At 30.8% G+C, this 20,301-nt stretch carries 23 protein-coding genes; 12 read left to right on the top strand and 11 right to left on the bottom strand.

Annotated elements, in window-relative coordinates; translation table 11 throughout:
• Positions 1 to 85: 85 nt before the first annotated feature.
• The 4 genes from Lupro_RS10095 to Lupro_RS10080 form a co-directional block, all read right to left on the bottom strand.
• A complete protein-coding gene (locus tag Lupro_RS10095; protein ID WP_068209622.1) occupies positions 86 to 673 on the bottom strand; it encodes a hypothetical protein in 588 nt (195 codons plus the stop codon).
• Positions 674 to 859: 186 nt separating this feature from the next.
• Positions 860 to 2,833, bottom strand: a complete 1,974-nt coding sequence (nosZ, locus tag Lupro_RS10090; RefSeq protein WP_082703893.1) for a Sec-dependent nitrous-oxide reductase — start codon at positions 2,831 to 2,833, stop codon at positions 860 to 862.
• A gap of 32 nt (positions 2,834 to 2,865) precedes the next feature.
• Positions 2,866 to 3,339 carry a c-type cytochrome gene (locus Lupro_RS10085; protein ID WP_068209620.1) on the bottom strand — a complete coding sequence of 158 codons (474 nt, stop codon included), beginning with the start codon at positions 3,337 to 3,339 and terminating at the stop codon, positions 2,866 to 2,868.
• Between the two features lie 25 nt (positions 3,340 to 3,364).
• Entirely contained in the window at positions 3,365 to 3,943 is a 579-nt protein-coding gene (locus tag Lupro_RS10080) for a fasciclin domain-containing protein (RefSeq protein WP_068209617.1), read from the bottom strand.
• A gap of 244 nt (positions 3,944 to 4,187) precedes the next feature.
• Here Lupro_RS10080 and Lupro_RS10075 point away from each other — a divergent pair, with 244 nt between their 5' ends.
• Together Lupro_RS10075 and Lupro_RS10070 are read left to right on the top strand one after the other, a co-directional pair.
• Positions 4,188 to 4,787, top strand: coding sequence for a thioredoxin family protein (locus tag Lupro_RS10075; protein WP_179945742.1), 600 nt, complete (start codon positions 4,188 to 4,190; stop codon positions 4,785 to 4,787).
• Between the two features lie 46 nt (positions 4,788 to 4,833).
• Complete coding sequence (locus Lupro_RS10070) at positions 4,834 to 5,319, top strand: ABC transporter ATPase (RefSeq protein WP_068209614.1); 486 nt, start codon at positions 4,834 to 4,836, stop codon at positions 5,317 to 5,319.
• Positions 5,320 to 5,344: 25 nt separating this feature from the next.
• Here Lupro_RS10070 and truB read toward each other — a convergent pair whose 3' ends face one another.
• From truB to mce, 5 genes are all read right to left on the bottom strand, one after another.
• Complete coding sequence (gene truB, locus Lupro_RS10065; protein ID WP_068209611.1) at positions 5,345 to 6,031, bottom strand: tRNA pseudouridine(55) synthase TruB; 687 nt, start codon at positions 6,029 to 6,031, stop codon at positions 5,345 to 5,347.
• Positions 6,031 to 6,837 carry an undecaprenyl-diphosphate phosphatase gene (locus Lupro_RS10060; protein ID WP_068209608.1) on the bottom strand — a complete coding sequence of 269 codons (807 nt, stop codon included), beginning with the start codon at positions 6,835 to 6,837 and terminating at the stop codon, positions 6,031 to 6,033. Before Lupro_RS10060 ends, truB begins: the two co-directional genes overlap by 1 nt.
• A gap of 2 nt (positions 6,838 to 6,839) precedes the next feature.
• Positions 6,840 to 7,097, bottom strand: coding sequence for a DUF3098 domain-containing protein (locus Lupro_RS10055; protein ID WP_068209604.1), 258 nt, complete (start codon positions 7,095 to 7,097; stop codon positions 6,840 to 6,842).
• 4 nt (positions 7,098 to 7,101) lie between these two features.
• Complete coding sequence (locus Lupro_RS10050; protein WP_068209601.1) at positions 7,102 to 7,980, bottom strand: cell division protein FtsX; 879 nt, start codon at positions 7,978 to 7,980, stop codon at positions 7,102 to 7,104.
• 283 nt (positions 7,981 to 8,263) lie between these two features.
• Positions 8,264 to 8,665, bottom strand: coding sequence for a methylmalonyl-CoA epimerase (mce, locus tag Lupro_RS10045; protein WP_068209599.1), 402 nt, complete (start codon positions 8,663 to 8,665; stop codon positions 8,264 to 8,266).
• 146 nt (positions 8,666 to 8,811) lie between these two features.
• On the opposite strand from mce, the gene rbfA reads away from it, so the two are divergent.
• Positions 8,812 to 9,204, top strand: a complete 393-nt coding sequence (rbfA, locus tag Lupro_RS10040) for a 30S ribosome-binding factor RbfA (protein ID WP_068209596.1) — start codon at positions 8,812 to 8,814, stop codon at positions 9,202 to 9,204.
• Between the two features lies 1 nt (position 9,205).
• Entirely contained in the window at positions 9,206 to 10,408 is a 1,203-nt protein-coding gene (locus Lupro_RS10035) for an ABC transporter permease (RefSeq protein ID WP_068209593.1), read from the top strand.
• 27 nt (positions 10,409 to 10,435) lie between these two features.
• On the opposite strand, the gene dusB is transcribed toward Lupro_RS10035, so the two are convergent.
• Positions 10,436 to 11,416 carry a tRNA dihydrouridine synthase DusB gene (dusB, locus tag Lupro_RS10030; RefSeq protein ID WP_068209590.1) on the bottom strand — a complete coding sequence of 327 codons (981 nt, stop codon included), beginning with the start codon at positions 11,414 to 11,416 and terminating at the stop codon, positions 10,436 to 10,438.
• Between the two features lie 574 nt (positions 11,417 to 11,990).
• Here dusB and Lupro_RS10025 point away from each other — a divergent pair.
• From Lupro_RS10025 to Lupro_RS13555, 3 genes are all read left to right on the top strand, one after another.
• Positions 11,991 to 13,097 carry a TolB family protein gene (locus Lupro_RS10025; protein ID WP_068209587.1) on the top strand — a complete coding sequence of 369 codons (1,107 nt, stop codon included), beginning with the start codon at positions 11,991 to 11,993 and terminating at the stop codon, positions 13,095 to 13,097.
• A 76-nt stretch (positions 13,098 to 13,173) separates the two neighbouring features.
• Positions 13,174 to 14,970 (top strand): translation elongation factor 4, encoded by a 1,797-nt coding sequence (gene lepA, locus Lupro_RS10020; RefSeq protein ID WP_068209584.1) that lies wholly within the window; start codon positions 13,174 to 13,176, stop codon positions 14,968 to 14,970.
• Positions 14,971 to 15,164: 194 nt separating this feature from the next.
• Positions 15,165 to 15,335, top strand: coding sequence for a hypothetical protein (locus Lupro_RS13555; RefSeq protein WP_158499565.1), 171 nt, complete (start codon positions 15,165 to 15,167; stop codon positions 15,333 to 15,335).
• A 63-nt stretch (positions 15,336 to 15,398) separates the two neighbouring features.
• Here Lupro_RS13555 and Lupro_RS10015 read toward each other — a convergent pair whose 3' ends face one another.
• Positions 15,399 to 15,749: a 4Fe-4S binding protein gene (locus Lupro_RS10015; protein WP_068209581.1), complete on the bottom strand. Its 351-nt coding sequence runs from the start codon at positions 15,747 to 15,749 to the stop codon at positions 15,399 to 15,401.
• Between the two features lie 173 nt (positions 15,750 to 15,922).
• Here Lupro_RS10015 and Lupro_RS10010 point away from each other — a divergent pair, with 173 nt between their 5' ends.
• The 5 genes from Lupro_RS10010 to Lupro_RS09990 all read left to right on the top strand — a co-directional run bounded on the left by Lupro_RS10010 (position 15,923) and on the right by Lupro_RS09990 (position 20,300).
• Entirely contained in the window at positions 15,923 to 17,647 is a 1,725-nt protein-coding gene (locus Lupro_RS10010) for a 2-oxoacid:acceptor oxidoreductase subunit alpha (protein ID WP_227807441.1), read from the top strand.
• A gap of 133 nt (positions 17,648 to 17,780) precedes the next feature.
• Complete coding sequence (locus Lupro_RS10005) at positions 17,781 to 18,791, top strand: 2-oxoacid:ferredoxin oxidoreductase subunit beta (protein ID WP_068209578.1); 1,011 nt, start codon at positions 17,781 to 17,783, stop codon at positions 18,789 to 18,791.
• Positions 18,792 to 18,879: 88 nt separating this feature from the next.
• Positions 18,880 to 19,230 carry an NADH-quinone oxidoreductase subunit A gene (locus tag Lupro_RS10000; RefSeq protein WP_068209575.1) on the top strand — a complete coding sequence of 117 codons (351 nt, stop codon included), beginning with the start codon at positions 18,880 to 18,882 and terminating at the stop codon, positions 19,228 to 19,230.
• Positions 19,221 to 19,820 (top strand): NADH-quinone oxidoreductase subunit B, encoded by a 600-nt coding sequence (locus Lupro_RS09995; protein ID WP_068209572.1) that lies wholly within the window; start codon positions 19,221 to 19,223, stop codon positions 19,818 to 19,820. Before Lupro_RS10000 ends, Lupro_RS09995 begins: the two co-directional genes overlap by 10 nt.
• A gap of 18 nt (positions 19,821 to 19,838) precedes the next feature.
• Positions 19,839 to 20,300 carry an NADH-quinone oxidoreductase subunit C gene (locus Lupro_RS09990; protein ID WP_068209569.1) on the top strand — a complete coding sequence of 154 codons (462 nt, stop codon included), beginning with the start codon at positions 19,839 to 19,841 and terminating at the stop codon, positions 20,298 to 20,300.
• Position 20,301: the final 1 nt, after the last annotated feature.

The following is a 20,301-nucleotide window of genomic DNA, read 5'->3' as shown; positions in this document are numbered from 1 at the left end:
AGATATTTTCAAATATACATTAAAACGAGTATATTCATATAGACTATACTCGTTTTAATTTATTTATATAAAATTTTAATTTTTATTAAACTTTTGATTCTTTTTTCCCAACAAAGAAAGCTACAACAGTAAGTAACATTCCAATAAACATGAAATAGGCTCCAGCTCTAGGATATGAATGTGCTTTGAAATTTAAAATATCTTTTGAACCAAATAATGGAGGCTGAAATCCCATAATTGAACCATCGGGATTAGTAAACTTCATAATTGCTTTTGGGTTTAAATTATGTCCATAATCATATTCCCATAAATAAAAATCGTACATTCCAGCAATTCCCAACATGCTCATAACAATAAACCAAGCTAAAAATAATTTATAATTGCCTTTTAAGCCTATTACTACTCCTAAAAAAACCATTATTCCAACTGCCCAAGGAAATATTTTAAACTCTGGAATAGTTTCTGGAATATACTGCATTCCAACATAATGATTCATTAAGTTAATATTTTTTATATCAAATTCATGTGTATCTTCAAACTTATTTATATGAATATCCATACCTAATGGAATAGGATATTGCGGTGCTTCTAAAGTAATGTTCCAAAGTGGGAATACAAAAAGTCCTAATAATAACAATGATCCTACAATCATTAATAGTTTCGATTTCTTCATAATTTTACAGGTTTAAATTTCTAATGGTTATAAAGGCAATATTAGTTACAAATTTACGAAACAACACTATTTAAATATGTAATAAAACTTACATAAAAAGATAAAATAATCTTATTTGTTTGAAATGAGAAAACGGGCAGATATAATGACCGCCCGTTTAACTTTTTTATCCTTTATAAATATTTACTATTCAGCATCAACAGCGTCGCCATCTAGAGTAAACTTAATAGGAACTTTCGATCCTTTAGGAGAAACTCTAACATACCCTTGCATTTCTTGGTGTAATGCAGAGCAGAAATCTGTACAATAAAACGGCCATACACCTACTTGTTTTGGATACCATACAAATGTTTCTGTTTGCCCTGGCATAATTAACAACTCTGATGTTTGAGCTCCAATCATTGAAATACCATGCGGCACGTCATAATCCTGCTCTAAATTAGTTACGTGAAAATATACTTTATCTCCAACTTGAATTCCTTCAATATTATCAGGAGCAAAATGAGAGCGTATCATTGTCATATAAATATGTACTTCATTTCCATCTCTTACCACTTTAGAATCTGCTTCAGATTTGGTAACAAATTCATGTTTACTTTCTTCTAATTTATATATTTTTTTAGAATTTTTAGCTACAATATCAGCAGGTATTCCAGCTGCATAGTGAGGTTCTCCAATTGTAGGAAAATCTAATAGTAATTCCATTTTGTCTCCTGTAATATCATATAATTGAGCAGATTGAGTTACCTCAGGACCTGTAGGTAAATAACGGTCTTTTGTAATTTTATTCATCGCCAATACATATTTACCATAAGGTTTTCTTGAGTTCCCTCCAGGAATCATTAAGTGACCCACAGAATAATATGTTGGTTTTCTATCAATAACTTCCCAAGTTCCTATTTTCCATTTTACAACCTCAGAAGAAATAAAGAATGTAGTATACGCATTTCCTTTTCCGTCAAATTCTGTATGTAAAGGGCCTAATCCAGATTGTTTCACAGTTCCTGCATGAACTGCATCAAAATCTAAAATTGGTATTCCATAAGCTTCTCCTGTAAATTTCTTATCTTCAATAGCTTTAATCATTTTTGAAAATGAATGAATAGTAAGGTCTGCCGATAATTTACCGTTACCAACAATGTATTCACCTGTTGGATCAACATCACAACCGTGCGGAGATTTTGGTGTTGGTAAGAAATATACTGCTCCAGGAACATCACTTGGGTTTACAATTAATACTTCTTTTTTAATTGTTGATGTTGCTGAGTGAGTTTCATCACTGTAAACATTATGTGCATATCTTGAAGGAACTTTTTTTCCTCCTCCATTATTTACATATTCTTCAATTTTTTTCCAGTTAATTGCTGCAATAAAATCTTTATCATTTTGTGAAGCGTTCACTTCCAATAATGAATTTGCTTCTTCTGTGTTGTACGTTGTAAAGAAAAACCAACCGTGAGATTTTCCACGCCCTGGATGTGATAAATCATAGTTAAATCCAGGCATCATAATTTGAAACTTAATATCCATTGCTCCATCTTTAGGGTCTACAGATATAAAAGTTAATGCTCCTTTAAAATTACCTTTATATTCATCAATAGGCATATCTCTTTGAGGAAATGGTATAGAAAAACGAGTTCCTGCAACAACATATTCAGTATTTTCAGTTACAAAAGATGAACTGTGATTACCTGCTGAATTTGGAATTTCAATAATTTCAGTAGTTTCAAAAGTTGTTAAATCAATTTTTGCAATACGTGGTGTATTGTTACCATTAATAAACACATACCTACCATCTAGTTCACCATTTGTTTGTGAAATATCAGGATGGTGAGAATCATCCCAAGGAATAAACCCATGAGACGTATTTAACATTGGTTTTGTTTCTTCGTTAAAACCATAAGCCTTTTCAGCATCTACTGAAAAAACTGGAATTACTTTAAATAAACGACCTGAAGGAAGTCCATATACTGCCAATTGGCCACTAAATCCTCCTGATACAAATGCATAGAATTCATCGTGTTCACCTGGAGCAACATATACCTTTTCAGCTACGCTACTCGACAAAGCTCCTTTTTTACTAGAGCTTCCATTACCACAACTACTCAGCACTAGTGATACTACAGTAATTGCTAATAAAGATTTAAAAATTGTTTTCATTTGATTGTTGTTTGTTTGTTAATTTATAAAGCTTATTTTGCTTTTTTTGTTCTAAAGTATTCTAATATTACTCTAGCCTCTTTTTCTGTTAAATTTTGATTTGCCATAGGAGCTAGATATTCAGCTAGTAATTTTTTAGCAATAGGATTTTTTGCCACCATTTCTTCAGGGTTTAAAATCATGTTCATAATCCATTCAGGCGAACGTCTTTCTGTAATCCCCGCCAATGCAGGCCCTACAACACGCTTACTTATTTTATGACATGCAGAGCATTTCATTTTAAATAACTCTTTCCCTTCTGCAACCATTGTTTCATCAATATCAGCAAGGGTTAAACTTGTTATTGGGCCAATCCCTTTATCATCCATAGGGTTGGTAGTAGCCTCCTTTTTAACTACTTCTTTTTTTACCTCTACTGGTGCTGAAGATTTTTCTTCTTTTTTCTCGTTACCACAGCTAGTTACAAAAATTACAACTACTGCTAATACAACTACTTTAAATTTCATTTTTTTAGTTATTTTTACATATTAATTATTCTGCCGGAACTAACACATCACCTATAACGTGTATCCAACCATTACTTACTTTTACAGATTTTAATATTTTTGTTCCTCCAACATAAATCCCATCATCTTTGTTTTCAACAACTAAATACTTACCAGAAGCCATATATAACTTACGGCCTTTCTTAGCTTCTTTTGTTAATTGTTTAATAGGATAATTTGAAGGAGCAACATGATTTACTAAAATAAATGCAAGTTTTTCTTTATTTTCTGGTTTTAATAAAGTTTCTACCGTTCCTTCAGGAAGTTTATCAAATGCACTATTTACTGGTGCAAAAACTGTTAAAGGACCTGCATTAACTAGAGCATCTTCAACTCCTGCAGCCTTTATCGCAACTACAAGTGTTTTAAAATCGTCTAATGATTCAGCGACTTGCAGTACATTTGCATCTGAAACATCATCTTTAACTGCTGATTGCCCTTTGCCTTGTGGAGCTACTTCAGTTTTTGTCGCTTTGTTTTCTGGTTTTTTATCACTTCCATTACATGACACTATAAAAAGTGCTAATACGGTTAATAAAGTGTAAGTTAAATTGATTTTTTTCATAATTATACTTTTAATATTAACATTAATAAATTATGTGACAAATGTAGCATTACATTGTTATTAATAAAATGACAAATATCATATATGGCAAATTTAAAGACCTTTTTGTCTTATTAAAATGTGATAATAGTTACATCTAGAATTAAAAAACAAGCTTTACCTTTGCAACACTTATTGAACATAAAAACAAATATAAGTTAAATTCCGAAATTCCCTCAAACAATTTAGTCCTAAATTAAAAAAAATGATAGACAAATTAATTAATGATAGTCTTAAAAAAGGAATCTCATATGCTTCATATAGATCTCTTATAAAAGATTTATTAACTCAAAAAAAATCTACCGGTAAAACTCAAACAGAAGCCATTTTAAATTTCAGCATACTCAACGATAGAAGAATGGATAGGTTAGATAAAACCTTAAAAGTATCAAGTGAAACTTTAAAATCAATGAGCTTATTAGAAAATAAATTTACATTTTTGGTAATTGCTGAAGGTTGGTGTGGAGATGCTGCACAAATTTTACCTATTTTAAATAAAATAGCTGAAACCTCTCCTCTAATCGATTTAAAAATTGTTTTAAGAGATGAAAATCCCGAGTTAATGAATCAGTTTTTAACAAATGGGAACGAATCAATTCCTAAAATTATCATTATTGATAGCGAAAACAGTGTTATAAATTCCTGGGGGCCAAGACCTATGATTGCAGCAAAAATGGTGATAGATTACAAAGAAAAAAACGGACGTATAGATGCTGATTTAAAAAAGAATTTACAACTTTGGTATAATAAAGACAAAGGAATTAACACACAAGAAGAAATTATAAAACTACTTAAAGCATCATAACTTTAACTTAATTAATTTAAATACCTTTGATTCTTAAATAAACTCAATGATTATAGATTTTAAAAAAATCCCTAAACAAGGTAAAGTTTGGGTATTCCCTTCTAGTAGAAAATTTTATTCACAAGAAATAGCCGTGCTTAAAGAACGTATTGAAGATTTTTTAACTGATTGGGACGATCAGGAAAATTCTATAAATAGCTCTTATCTATTAAAATACGATCGTTTTATAATTATTGCTGTTGATGATATCACACATAGTTTAAGTTTACAAGCTCATGATTTATTAATTGCTTTTATTCAAGAACTCGAAAAAATATTTGAGATTGTTTTAATGGACAAAATAAATGTGTGTTACAAGCAAGGTGAATTTGTACAATACAAAGACATAAAAGATTTTAAAAAGATGATTAAAACAAAAGGGGTGTCACAAAAAACAATTGTTTTTAACAATATAATCTCTACTAAAAGCGAATTAAACCAAAATTGGGAAATTAATATTATGGATAGTTGGCTAGGGCATTTTTTAAAATAAAAATTCGTTCGTAAAAATCTTAAATTTATAAACTGGCAATAAACTCCTCAATTCCTTGGCTGTTTTCAACGTTAAAATTTCCTATTTTGGTTCTTCTTAATGCAGATAAATGTGCTCCTGAATTTAATGCTTTTCCAAAATCATAAGCTAAAGATCTAATATATGTTCCTTTACTACAAACAACTCTAAAATTAATTATAGGTAAATCTATTTTTGTAATCTCAAATGCACTTATTGTAATTTTTCTCAATTTAATTTCAACAGTTTTACCTTCTCTCGCCAATTCATACAATCGTTTTCCGTCTTTTTTTAATGCTGAGAAAATAGGTGGTTTTTGTTCTAAATTACCTATAAACTTTTTTGCTGTATTATTAATTAACTCTTCAGTAATATGTTTTGTAGAAAAAGTAGCATTTATTTCAGTTTCCAAGTCATAACTTGGTGTAGTTGCTCCAAGTGTTATTTCCCCAGTATATTCTTTCTCTTGCCCTTGATATTCACTTATTTTTTTTGTGAATTTCCCAGTGCAAATTATTAATAAACCTGTTGCTAAAGGATCTAAAGTTCCTGCGTGGCCAACTTTAATTTTTTTAAGATTAAATTGCTTTCTTATATGCCAACGCAATTTATTTACCACCTGAAAAGAGGTCCATTTCAATGGTTTGTCAATCAATAAAACTTGTCCGTTTTTAAAATCTTCAACCGTTCTCATTATATCGTTGTTAAGGGATATATATAAAAATGAATAATTAAAATAGCTACACCAACAACTAAACGGTAATATCCAAATAATTTAAATCCGTGTTTACTTAAATAATCTATAAAAGATTTTATAGCAAATATAGCTACAATAAATGCTATCACATTTCCAATTAACAAGTAGTTAATTTGTTGAGGTGTTAGGGTAAACCCTTGTTGGTAATAATCAAATAATTTTTTTGCAGTTGCTCCAAGCATTGTTGGTACCGCCAAAAAAAAAGAAAACTCTGTGGCTGTTTTTCTATTTAATTTTTGGGTCATTCCTCCAACAATAGTTGCTCCACTTCTTGAGGTTCCAGGAATCATAGCAAGGCATTGAAAAAATCCTATTTTTAATGCTGTTACATAGGTAATTTTAGTGTGTTCTTCTAATTGATTATTATTCTCATTAGATTTAAACCAGTTATCAACTTTTAGCAAAATAATTCCACCTAATATAAGTGATATAGCAACAATTATTGGACTTTCTAATAATTCATCAATTACATTGTTAAATAACAACCCTAAAATAACAGCAGGAATAAATGCAAAAAGTAGCTTTAAATAAAAATCAATACTTTGAAAAAAACGTTTCCAATATAAAAATACAACTGCCAAAATTGCTCCTAATTGGATAATAATTGTAAATAGTTTGGTAAAATCATCTCCTGCAATATGAAAGAAAGAAGAGGCTATAATTAAATGTCCTGTTGATGAAACTGGCAAGTATTCTGTTATTCCTTCAATAATGGCTAAAATAATAGCTTCAATAAAACTCATTCTTATTTTTTAGCTTTAACTAAGATTGCGTAAATCTCTATTGCTAGTCCAATAAGAACTAATGTTGGTGCTAAACGAATTCTTCTAAAGTTGTATATCTCAGGGTTAAATATTTTTGGATCATCACTTCCCCCACCTGCCATTAAAATAAATCCAAGAGCTATAAAAGCCACTCCAATTAGCATAAAAGTGTAATTTCTTTTTCCAAATAAAAAATCGTTTTTATTTTCCTGTTTTTTTCTTGCTTTTTGTTTTTTCATTCTCTTAATAGTAAAGTTCGTCTGTTCTTAAATTTAAAAAGCGTTGAGTAGCAAAAAACGTGCTAACCCCTGTTATTAATACCCCCAATACAATTATAGCAATAAATAAGATTCCCAACATTTCATAATCAGACAGCATTTCTAATTCTGGTATTGTTTTATTTATATACAAAATAAAAGCAACTATCCCCAAAATAGAAACCACAGCTCCCAAAATCCCTAACTGAACACTTTTCCAAATAAAAGGGGTTCTAATAAATCCTTTTGTTGCACCAACCATTTGCATTGTTTTTATTGTAAACCTTTTTGAATATACTGAAAGTCGTATTGAACTATTTATTAAAACTACTGCTATTAAAGTAAAAACTCCACTAAAAATTAACATCCAAAAGCTTAACCGAGTAATATTTTTTGTCAATAATTCAATTAAAGGCTTATCATATGAAACCTCAGCAATTATACTTCTATTTAACAATTTTTTTTCTATTTCAGCCATTTTTTCAGGAGTTACAAATGCTGATTTTAATGATAAGTCAATCGCATTTTTTAAGGGGTTATCTCCTAAAAATTTTATAAAATCTTCACCTATTTCTTCACTGTATTTTTGTGCTGCTTCTTTCTTAGAAATATAAATAACCGATTTTGTGTATGCCGCTTTTTTCAACTCTGCTTTTAAAATTTCTACATCGTTTTTAGCTGCATTGTCATTTAAAAAAATAGTCATTGTCACCTTCTCTTTAAAATGTTCAGTTATACTTTTTGCTTTTATAACAAACAACCCTAATACACCTATTAAAAAAAGGACTAAAGAAATACTAATAATCACTGATAAATATGATGATTGCAATCTTCTTTTTTGATATTTTTCAAAAGATTTATCCAATAGTAATTTTCATTTAAGAATTCGCAATATACAAATAGTTGCTGAATCGTTTATTTGTTTATTTGTTAAATAACAACTCCTTTAATTTTATGTGCGTTACCCACAGGGTCGGGCTTTCACTACTCGCTTTTTAAATTGTATTTTACAATTTAAAAGAGCTCAAACAAACCGTTTAATCCCTAACGCAAACTTACAGTTATTATTAATTTGTTTCTAAATTTTATGATATTCCTTTAAATTTCAGAAGGCACTACTTAAACAAGTCCCGTACAGCTCTACTAATTTAACCTACTTCCTGGCACAGCTCTATCAATACACCATTAGTAGATTTTGGATGCAAAAATACTACTAATTTATTGTCAGCTCCTTTTTTAGGAGTTTCATTTAGCACCACAAATCCTTCTTTTTTTAATCGTTTTACTTCACTTAAAATATCATCAACTGCAAATGCAATATGATGAACGCCTTCACCTTTTTTGGCTATAAATTTTGAAATAGGGCTATTTTCTGAAGTTCCCTCTAACAATTCAATTTTGTTTGAGCCAATTTCAAAAAAAGAAGTTTTTACACCTTCACTTTTAACTTCTTCAATTTTATAATGAGACTTTCCTAAAAGGCTTGCAAAAAGTGTATTTGATTTTTCTAAATCTTTAACTGCAATACCTATATGTTCTATTTTTTTCATCTTTGAATTAATTATCAAAACAAATTTACTGAATTTTAGATTTAAAAGCTCCTCAAATATTACTTTGAATAAATTATTGATTAAAAAAACCTAACAATCCTAAAACAAAATAATATTTATGTACTTTTAACTATTATCTTTGCAAAATGGAAACAAACAGACAAAAAAAAATAGCAAGTGTTTTACAAAAAGACTTAGCTGATGTTTTGCAGCATGCAGCTCAAGATGGTATGAGAGGGGTTATTATTTCTGTTACCAAAGTTCATGTCACCTCAGATTTGTCACAAGCAAAAGTATATATCAGCATTTTCCCTCAATTAAAAAGAGAAATTATTTTAAAAGGTGTTCAGGAAAACACTTCAAGTATTAGATATGAAATGGCTAAACGTACTAGAAATCAATTAAGACGTATGCCCGAGCTTTCTTTTTATATTGATGACAGCTTAGATTATATTGAAGATATTGACAATGCTTTAAAAGGTAAAAAAGGAAATCCTATTAAAAACCCTGAACTTTTAGATAAACGTCAAAAACGTTAATTTGAATTTTCCCTTATACATAGCTAAGCGATATTTATTTTCAAAAAGCGGCAATAACACTATAAATATAATTACCTTCATAGCTGCTATTGGCGTTATTATTGGAACGTTAGCTCTATTTATTGTACTCTCCGGATTTTCAGGCTTAAGGTCTTTTAGTTCAGGATTCTTAAAAACCTCAGATCCTGATATAAAAATTACTTCCATTAAAGGAAAATCATATAATTTCAACACCAACATTCAAAAAATATTAAAATCCCAAAAAGGAATAGTTTCTTTTTCAAAAGTTATTGAAGAACGTGCCTTTTTTGAGTACAATAAAAAAACACATATAGCGTATATAAAAGGTGTTGATACAAATTATGTACATGTAAACAATATAGATACCACTGTATATCTTGGCACTTGGCTAGATACCAAAATACCTTTAGGCGTTGTAGTTGGAAACGGGATTTCAAATACACTTTCAGTTGGTGTTTTTGATTTTATTGAACCTTTAAAAATTTATGTCCCTAAACCCGGCAAAGGCTATATTACAAACCCTAAAAATGCATTCAAAAAAATAAACACCCAACCTATTGGTATTTTTGCATTAACAGATGAGCTTGATAAAAAATTTACATTTACTTCTTTAGAACTAGCACAAGAATTATTGAGTTATTCACCACAACAAATTTCAGCTATTGAGATAAAAGTAAAAAATTTAAATAACCGTGCTCAAATTATAACTGAACTTAAAGCCAAACTTGGCAGTAATTTCAAAATTCAAACCCGAGAGCAATTAAATGCTGTTTTTTATAAAATGCTGAATACAGAAAATTTAGCATCCTATTTAATTTTTACATTAATTTTAATTATTGCTTTATTCAATGTTATTGGCGCAATAATTATGATGATTTTAGATAAAAAAGACAATCTCAAAACATTGTACAGTATTGGAGCCACTATAAAAGAAATCAAACACATATTTGTTTTACAAGGTTTTATGCTCTCTTTATTCGGGTTATTTATAGGGCTATCTACTGGAATTATTTTAGTGTTACTTCAACAAAAGTATCAGTTGTTTATGATAACGCAACATTTAGCTTACCCTGTTGAATTAACACTCTCAAATGTAATTACTGTAATTGTAACCATACTCATATTAGGATTTTTAGCATCCAAAATTGCAAGTAGTAGAATTTCTAAAAAATTAGTTGAGTAGAATTAAATAAACTTATTTAGTAAAGAGTTAAGCAAATTTCTGTAAAACTTCTTCAAAAACACGGTACACTTCTTCTGCTGAATCTGAAGTTACCATTTTTAAACGATATTCTTTAAAGTGTGGAATTCCTTTAAAATAATTAGTGTAATGCCTTCTCGTTTCCATAACGCCAACAATTTCAACTCCTTTCCAAGCTATTTCCATTTGCAAATGTCTTCGAGCCATTTCAACACGTTCTGCAATAGATATTTCAGGCAGGTGTTCACCTGTTTCAAAGAAGTGTTTTACTTGTTTAAAAAACCAAGGATTTCCTATACTTGCACGTCCAATCATAGCTCCATCTAAACCATATTTATCACGCATTTCAACTGCTTTTTCAGGTGTATTTACATCGCCATTTCCAAAAACAGGAATATGCATTCTTGAATTATTTTTCACTTCAGCAATAGGTGCCCAATTTGCGTTGCCTTTATACATTTGTGCGCGAGTACGACCATGAATTGAAATCGCTTTACATCCAACATCTTGTAAACGTTCAGCCACTTCAACAATTTGTATTGAGCTTTCATCCCAACCCAATCTAGTTTTCACTGTTATGGGTAAATTGGTGTGTTTTACCATAGCTTCAGTAAGTGCTACCATTAAGTCAATATCTTTCAAAATTCCAGCTCCAGCCCCTTTACTAACAACTTTTTTTACAGGACAACCAAAATTTATATCAATAATATCTGGTTTAGACTGTTCAACAATTTCTACAGTTCGCAACATAGATTCAAGATTTGCTCCAAAAATCTGAATTCCAACCGGGCGTTCTTTTTCATATATATCCAGTTTTTTTTTGCTTTTTGCAGCATCACGAATTAACCCTTCCGAAGAAATAAATTCAGTATAAACAACATCTGCCCCTTGCTCTTTACACAATGCTCTAAACGGCGGATCGCTCACATCTTCCATTGGTGCTAACAACAGCGGAAAGTCATTTAATTTTATATCTCCAATTTTTACCAAACCTAAAAAATTTATGGCTGCAAAATTACATAATTATTTTTATTCGTTTTTTTATTTGTGCATTCCCTTTCAGGTCGGGCTTTCTGTTATATCTTTTTTGTTATTTCACTATGTTACATTACAAAAAAGGATGCCACCTCAATCCCTAATGCAAATTCAAAATATCACAAATTTATAGTATTCTTATTCTGTTTAAATCTAACAGAATTTAAAAATTTATTAGAGCTGTTTTTATATAAAAAATTTAAATGTCATAAATTTCCTACTTCGTTTATCTTAAGTAAAATTGTAAAATACAATTATAATATATACCAACTTAAATTATTAGAGGTCAGTAAATAACTACAAATAAATTTGAAATGGTAAAACACTGAATATAAAAAGTGTAATGCAAAAATAATTTGTCTGTTCGAGCGCAGACAAGAACTATATCTCACATAAATAGGTCTCGACTGCGCTCAACCTGACACAAACAAATAGAATTTAATCGTATGAAACTAGCTACTGACCTCTATAAATTATTTTTAGGTTCATTCTTAATATTGTATTTTTGGCTTCAACTATAATACAAATTATGAAATTAAATATTACATTAATAGTAGCTACTATCTTATTTATAGGTTGTAAACCATCATCTAACAAAAACAAGCTCGATGCAAAATCAGGAGCAACAAAAATTGTAAATAAACTTCATTATTCAGAAGAAAAACATTTAAAAAACGTAAAACAATTAACTTTCGGCGGTGATAATGCCGAAGCTTATTGGAATTCGAATGGTTCTAAAATAGTTTTTCAGGCAAATAACAAAGTCTGGGGGTTACAATGTGATCAAATTTATATTATGGATGCTTCAAAACCGTTAGATAGTACAGAAATTCCTCAATTAATAAGTACGGGAAAAGGCCGAACCACTTGTAGTTATTTTTTACCAGGAGATTCTACTATTGTGTATTCATCTACTCATTTAGTAAGCACAGAATGTCCGCCAGTTCCAAAAAAAGAAGATTATGACAATAAATATATTTGGCCTGTTTATAAAAGTTACGATATTTTTATTGCAGATATAAAAGGAAATCAATTAAAACAACTCACTTTTGAAGACGGATATGATGCTGAACCAACGGTATCTCCAAAAGGTGATAAAATTGTTTTTACCTCAACAAGAACAGGTGATTTAGAACTTTTTACCATGAATATTGACGGAAGTGACGTAAAACAAATAACTTTTGAATTAGGTTATGATGGTGGCGCTTTCTTTTCTCCAGATGGAACTAAATTAATTTTTCGTTCATCTCGCCCAAAAACGCCTTCAGAAATTAAAGAATATAAAAATTTATTAACTCAAGGGTTGGTGCAACCAACTAATATGGAATTATATACTTGCAATATTGACGGAAGCGAATTAACTAAAATTACCAATTTAGGAAATGCTAATTGGGCTCCGTTCTTTCATCCTTCAGGAAAGAAAATAATTTTTTCTTCTAATCACAAAAGCAAACACAGTTTCAATCTATTTATGATTAATATTGACGGAAGCAATTTAGAACAAATTACTTATGACAATGTTTTTGATGCTTTTCCTATGTTTTCACCTGATGGAAGTAAATTGATTTTCTCTTCGAATAGAAATAACAATGGAACACACGATACCAATTTATTTGTTGCTGATTGGGTAGAATAATAAACATTAAGAGGACGTTATTTAAACCACTGAATTGATTATATTTGCGCAAATATTGTAGATAGGATTACGAAGTATGAAAAACATTAGAAATTTTTGCATCATTGCACACATTGATCACGGAAAAAGCACTTTAGCTGATAGGTTATTAAGCTTTACAGGCACCACAACAGCACGTGAAGAACAAGCTCAGTTACTTGATAATATGGATTTGGAGCGTGAACGAGGTATTACCATTAAAAGTCATGCAATTCAAATGGACTATACCTTTGAAGGCGAAAAGTACGTGTTAAATTTAATTGATACACCTGGGCATGTAGATTTTTCTTATGAAGTTTCAAGATCAATTGCAGCCTGTGAAGGAGCTTTATTAATAGTTGATGCTGCACAAAGTATCCAGGCTCAAACTATTTCAAATTTATATTTAGCTTTAGAAAACGATTTGGAAATTATTCCCGTATTAAATAAAGTTGATTTACCTGGTGCAAATCCCGAAGAAGTTACTGATGATATTGTTGGTTTATTAGGATGTAGCCCTAATGAAGTAATTCATGCAAGTGGTAAAACGGGTTTTGGTGTTGAAGATATCTTAAAGGCTATTATTGAAAAAGTGCCTGCTCCAAAAGGAGATGTAAATGCACCATTACAAGCCTTAATTTTTGATTCTGTTTATAATTCTTATCGTGGTATTGAAACTTATTTCAGAGTTTTAAATGGTGAAATAAAGAAAGGAGAGCGCGTAAAATTTATGGCTACAGGCAAAGAATATAACGCTGATGAAGTAGGCACCTTAAAACTTACTCAAGTTCCTAAACAAAGTATAAAAGCTGGTGATGTAGGTTATTTAATAACGGGTGTTAAAACTGCAAGTGAAATAAAAGTTGGAGATACCATTACAGATGCTGTAAACCCAACTCAAAATAGTATTGATGGGTTTGAAGATGTGAAACCAATGGTTTTTGCTGGTATTTACCCTGTAGATAACGACGATTATGAAGAACTTCGAAACTCTATGGAAAAATTGAAGCTCAATGATGCTTCTTTAGTATTTATCCCTGAAAGCTCAGCTGCCTTAGGATTTGGATTTAGATGTGGTTTTTTAGGAATGCTTCATTTAGAAATTATTCAAGAACGTTTAGAACGTGAGTTTGATATGACGGTAATTACCACAGTACCAAACGTATCGTATCATGCATTTACAAATAAGCACCCTAATACAGTACTTTTAGTTAATAACCCTTCCGATTTACCTGAACCTTCAAAATTAAATAGAGTTGAAGAACCTTTTATCAAAGCTACTATAATTACCAAATCTGATTTTGTTGGACCAGTAATGAACTTGTGTATTGAAAAACGTGGACAAATAACCAACCAAACCTATTTAACACCTGAACGTGTTGAATTAACTTTTGACATGCCCTTAGCTGAAATTGTTTTTGATTTTTATGATCGTTTAAAAACCGTTTCAAAAGGATATGCGTCTTTTGATTATCATCCAATTGGATTAAAAGAATCAAAATTAGTAAAAGTTGATATTTTATTAAATGGACAATCGGTTGATGCACTTTCTGCATTAATTCATGCAGATAACGCCTATAATATTGGTAAAAAAATGTGTGAAAAATTACGCCAATTAATACCTCGCCAACAATTTGATATCCCAATACAAGCTGCTATTGGTGCAAAAGTTATTTCTCGTGAAACGGTAAAAGCACTTAGAAAAGATGTTACGGCTAAATGTTATGGAGGTGATATTTCACGTAAGCGTAAATTATTAGAAAAACAAAAGAAAGGTAAAAAACGTATGCGCCAAGTTGGAAACGTAGAAATTCCACAAGAAGCTTTTATGGCTGTTTTAAAGTTAAACGATTAAACCCTTTTTATATATTATATCTTTAGAGTAAAATTCGTCAGTTAGAGTATTTTTTTTTGAAAAATTGCACTGTCATTCCGATAGAGCGACCTTAGGAGCGACGAGGAATCTCATTTCTATGAATTTATTTCTTGTCAATTTAAAGGTAATTTTCAATACATAAAAACAAATGTTTAATTAAAAATTTTAACTTTATGAAAAAATTAGAAAATTATGGTGTTCAAGTTATGGGCACCAAAGAACTTCAAAATACTAATGGTGGGTTTTTGATATTAGGAACTCTTGCTGCTATAGCGGGAATAGTTTATATTGCTGAAGAAATTGCATACATTGCTGGTAGACAAGACTCTAATTGTGATAAATAGTATTTTAATTTTAACACATAAAAAAAGCACCCAATAGATGCTTTTTTTATGTGTTTAGAAAATTTACTCTCCGTGCAACCAAGCTTTTTTAGCTAGTAACTGCTCTTCAGTTTCTTCATGATCCTCATCAGGAACACAACAATCAACCGGACAAACAGAAGCACATTGAGGCTCATCATGGAACCCTTTACATTCAGTACACTTATCCGTTACAATAAAATAAAACTCATCAGATATTGGTTCGTTCATCGCATCAGCGTCAACCTCTTCACCGCTAGGTGTAGTTACCATTCCGCTTAAAGCTGTTTCATCTGCATACGCCCATTCACTATCTGGTTCGTATATTGCATTGTTTGGACACTCTGAGATACATGCATCGCAGTTAATACATTCGTCTGTTATTTTAATAGCCATTGTTTACTAATTTTAAATATTTATTAAGTTACAAAATTATTATTTTTTTTACGAAAAAATGTGACAAAAGTCATTTACTGTTTTAGAAACTAAATATACCTTTGGAACTTGTTTTTATTATATAAAATAATTTCAATAAATTTAAACAAAATTTTCTAATTAGCATAAAAATTATGAATACAGCTAAAACAAAACAACAACCCGAAGTACTAGAAGCAGTAGTTATTCGTTTTGTTGGTGATTCAGGAGACGGAATGCAATTAACAGGAACGCAATTTTCTGACACTTCCGCAATGTTTGGTAATGATATTGCAACATTCCCAAACTACCCTTCAGAAATTAGAGCACCACAAGGAAGCTTATATGGAGTTTCTGGTTTTCAAGTACATATTGGTAGTGTTGAAGTTAGCACACCGGGTGATAATTTAGATTTATTGGTTGCAATGAATCCTGCCGGTTTAAAAACTAACTTATATGCTGTAAAATCAGGACATACTATTATTGTAGACTCTGATGCTTTTACAAAGAAAAATTTAGAAAAAGCACAATACAAAACCAACCCATTAGAAGATGGAAGTTTAGATAATTATAGAGTTATTGAAGTATCAATGACTAGACTAACGAAAGAAGCTTTAAAAAATGTAGAAGGTTTAGATAATAAATCCATTACACGAAGTAAAAATATGTTTTCTCTAGGAATGGTTTATTGGATGTATGACCGTTCAATAGAACATACTATAGAATTTTTTAATAAAAAATTTAAAAAGAAGCCTCAAATAATTGAGGCGAATACCAAAGTATTGAACGCTGGTTATTTTTATGCAGAAACATTAGAACTTATTCCAAATTCCTATACTATTTCACCTGCTAAAATGGAAGCTGGAACTTATAGAATTATTATGGGAAATACAGCTACAGCTTGGGGTCTTTTAGCTGCTGCAGAAAAATCTGGATTAGAATTATTTTTAGGATCCTACCCTATAACTCCTGCTACTGATATTTTACATGAATTGGTGAAACACAAACATTTTGGCGTAAAAGCTTTTCAGGCAGAAGATGAAATAGCAGGAATCACCTCTGCCATTGGAGCTTCATTTGCTGGAGATTTAGCAATTACAACTACTTCAGGTCCTGGTTTAGCCTTAAAAGGAGAGGCTTTAGGTTTAGCAATGATGATTGAATTACCATTGGTAGTTGTTGATGTACAACGTGGAGGCCCTTCAACTGGTTTACCAACAAAAACTGAACAATCTGATTTGTTACAAGCAATGTATGGGAGAAATGGAGAAAGCCCTGTAATTGTTATTGCAGCAAGTACTCCTGCTAATTGTTTTGACTTTGCTTTTGAAGCAGCCAAACTTGCTTTGGAACACATGACTCCTGTTGTTTTATTAACTGACGGATATATTGCAAACGGTTCAGCACCATGGAAAATTAAATCTATTAGCGAAATGCCTGAAATTAAAAACAATTTAGTTAACCAAATAACTGAAAATTGGCACCCTTATAATAGAGATGAAGAAACACTTGCCAGAAACTGGGCAATTCCTGGTACTAAAGGTTTTGAACACCGAATTGGTGGCTTAGAAAAAGATAGTATCACAGGTAATATCTCATACGAACCTGAGAACCATGAAAAAATGACCAAAATAAGAGCCGAAAAAGTTGAAAGAGTTAAAAATGTTATACCAAAACTTAAAACAGAATTTGCTGATAGTGGAGATTTATTAGTAATAGGTTGGGGTGGAACTTATGGCTCTTTACATTCTGCCGTAAAACAACTAAGTGATAATGGCTACAAAAATATTGGTTATGCCCATTTCAATTATATAAACCCTCTTCCAAGAAATACCAAAGAAATTTTGTCTAAATTTAAAAAATTATTGTTTGTGAATTAAACAACGGACAATTTGTTAAAATTTTAAGAAATAATTTTAGTGGATTTGAATTTTTACAACAAAACAAGATACAAGGATTGCCTTTTGGAAATACGGAACTAACAGATGAATTTAAAAAATTAGTAAAATAATTATGGAAACAGCAGTTCAAAAATATACATTTAAAGATTTTACAAGTGATCAAGAAGTAAGATGGTGTCCCGGATGTGATGACTATGTTATTTTACGTTCCATGCAAAAAGCACTACCTGAAATGGGCGTTAAAAGAGAAGACGTTGTATTTATATCAGGTATTGGTTGCTCTTCTCGTTTTCCATATTATATGAACACCTATGGAATGCATAGTATTCATGGTAGGGCTCCAGGAATAGCTTCTGGTGTAAAATTGGCCAATCCAAACCTAAGCGTTTGGGTAATGACAGGTGACGGTGATGCAATGGCTATTGGTGGTAACCATTTTATTCATGTGTTAAGAAGAAACATAGATTTAAATATTATCCTGTTCAACAATGAAATATATGGTTTAACTAAAGGACAGTTCTCTCCTACTTCATTAGTTGGTCAAAAAACAAAATCATCTCCTTACGGAAATACACAACCTCCTTTCTCCCCAGGTGAATTAGCACTGGGTGCTAACGCACGCTTTTTTGCAAGAATTGGTGGTAATGTTCCAAAAGAAATGTCACAAATTTTTATCGAAGCTCACAAATTTAAAGGGACTTCACTAGTTGAAGTTTTACAAAACTGTGTTATTTTTAACGATGGATGTTTTTCTAAATTTACCGATAAGACTGTAAAAGCAGATAAACAGATTTTCCTTGAACACGGAAAACCAATGATTTTTGGTAAAGAACGTAACAAAGGTTTAATACTTAACGGTCTTAAATTAGAAGTTGTAACCATTGGAGAAAATGGAATTACACAAGAAGATTTATTGGTACACAACGCAAAAGTAAAAGATCCAACATTACATCAAATGCTTGTTAGGTTAGAATACCCTATAGCAACAGGAATTATTAGAAGTTTTGATGATGTTACCTTAGAAGAGAGAGAAAATGCTTTAACCGAAGAAGTAAAAGCAAATTCAAAATTCACTAAAACTGACGATTTATTTTTCTCTGGAGAAACGTACGAAGTTAAGTAACATTTTTTACATCTTTTACTGATTAATATCAGTTAAAAAGTTATAGAATTCTAATAATTTTACACACTAATAAAAAAGCATTTATTAAATGGGATCAGAAGCCATTATTGTATTTTTACTATCAGGCGTTGTTTTAGTTGCTGGTGCAAATTTTTTATCAAATTTAATCTCACACAAATCAGATAATCCACAAAAAAGAGAACCTTATGAATGTGGAATAGAAACAATAGGACCAACTTGGATTCAATTCAAAGTGGGTTATTATCTTTTTGCAATTCTATTTTTAATTTTTGATGTTGAAGTAGCTTTCTTAATCCCTTGGGCTGTAGTTTATAAGGAAGTTGGAACAGTTGCTTTGGTTGAAATTATAGTGTTTCTTGTTATACTTGGATTAGGATTGGCATATGCCTACAAAAAAAGAGCTTTACAATGGGAGTAGAAAAAAAACGATTTTTAAATCAATTAGAAGCTGAAGGGTTAAAACAAGTTGTTCCAGACGATTTTCCAGGAAAAGTTATTCCAGGTGGTAATGGAGGAAATATTGTGGTAACAACTTTAGATAGTGTTATAAATTGGGGGCGATCAAATTCTTTGTGGCCTCTTTATTTCGGTACCAGTTGCTGTGCTATAGAAATGATGCAAACTGGAGCTCCAAAACATGATTTTTCTCGTTTTGGATTTGAAGTTGCAAGACCATCGGCACGACAAGCAGACTTAATTATTATTGCAGGAACCATTGTAAATAAAATGGGACCTGTTTTAAGAAGGTTATATGACCAAATGGCTGAACCAAAATACGTAATTGCCATGGGAGCCTGTGCTATTTCTGGAGGCCCTTTTTATTACAATTCATATTCTGTAATAAAAGGAGCTGACCATGTAATACCTGTTGATGTGTATGTCCCTGGTTGCCCTCCACGCCCAGAAGCATTATTAGAGGGAATGATTATGCTACAGCAAAAAATAAAAACTGAAAATATGAAGCATAAAGTTAATCCTATTGATGGTTTTGACGAAGGTAAAGTTTGAATTTAAGCAATTGATAAAATGAAAAACGAAGATTTACAAAGTATTATAAATGGTTTTAGTGATAATTTAGAGTTCTCTACTGAGGCATCTGAATTTTTAAATGTTGTTGTACCTAAAGAACAACTTCACAATATTTGTAATCAATTGAAATCAAATTCCAGTTTGAAATTTGATTATGCTTTTTGTATTACTGGAATGGATTGGGGAAAAGATTTAGGTGTAATTTATCATTTAGAATCTACGGAATTAAAACATCAGATTGTTGTGAAAGTGATGGTTGATGACAGAGAAAATCCTGTATTAGACTCTGTTCATGACATTTGGCAAACAGCAGAATTTCATGAATTAGAAGTGTATGATTTCTTTGGTATAAAATTCAATAAGCACCCAAAATTAAGACGTCTTTTTTTAACGCCAGATTGGGATGGTTTTCCCTTGAGAAAGGATTATGTAGATGAAGCTAATATGATTGTTAAATAAT

Origin of the sequence: Lutibacter profundi (assembly GCF_001543325.1) — a bacterium.
GTDB classification, from domain to species: Bacteria; Bacteroidota; Bacteroidia; order Flavobacteriales; family Flavobacteriaceae; genus Lutibacter; species Lutibacter profundi.
The sequence above is the reverse complement of the archived record's forward strand: the minus strand, read 5'-3'. Positions and strand labels throughout refer to the sequence as shown.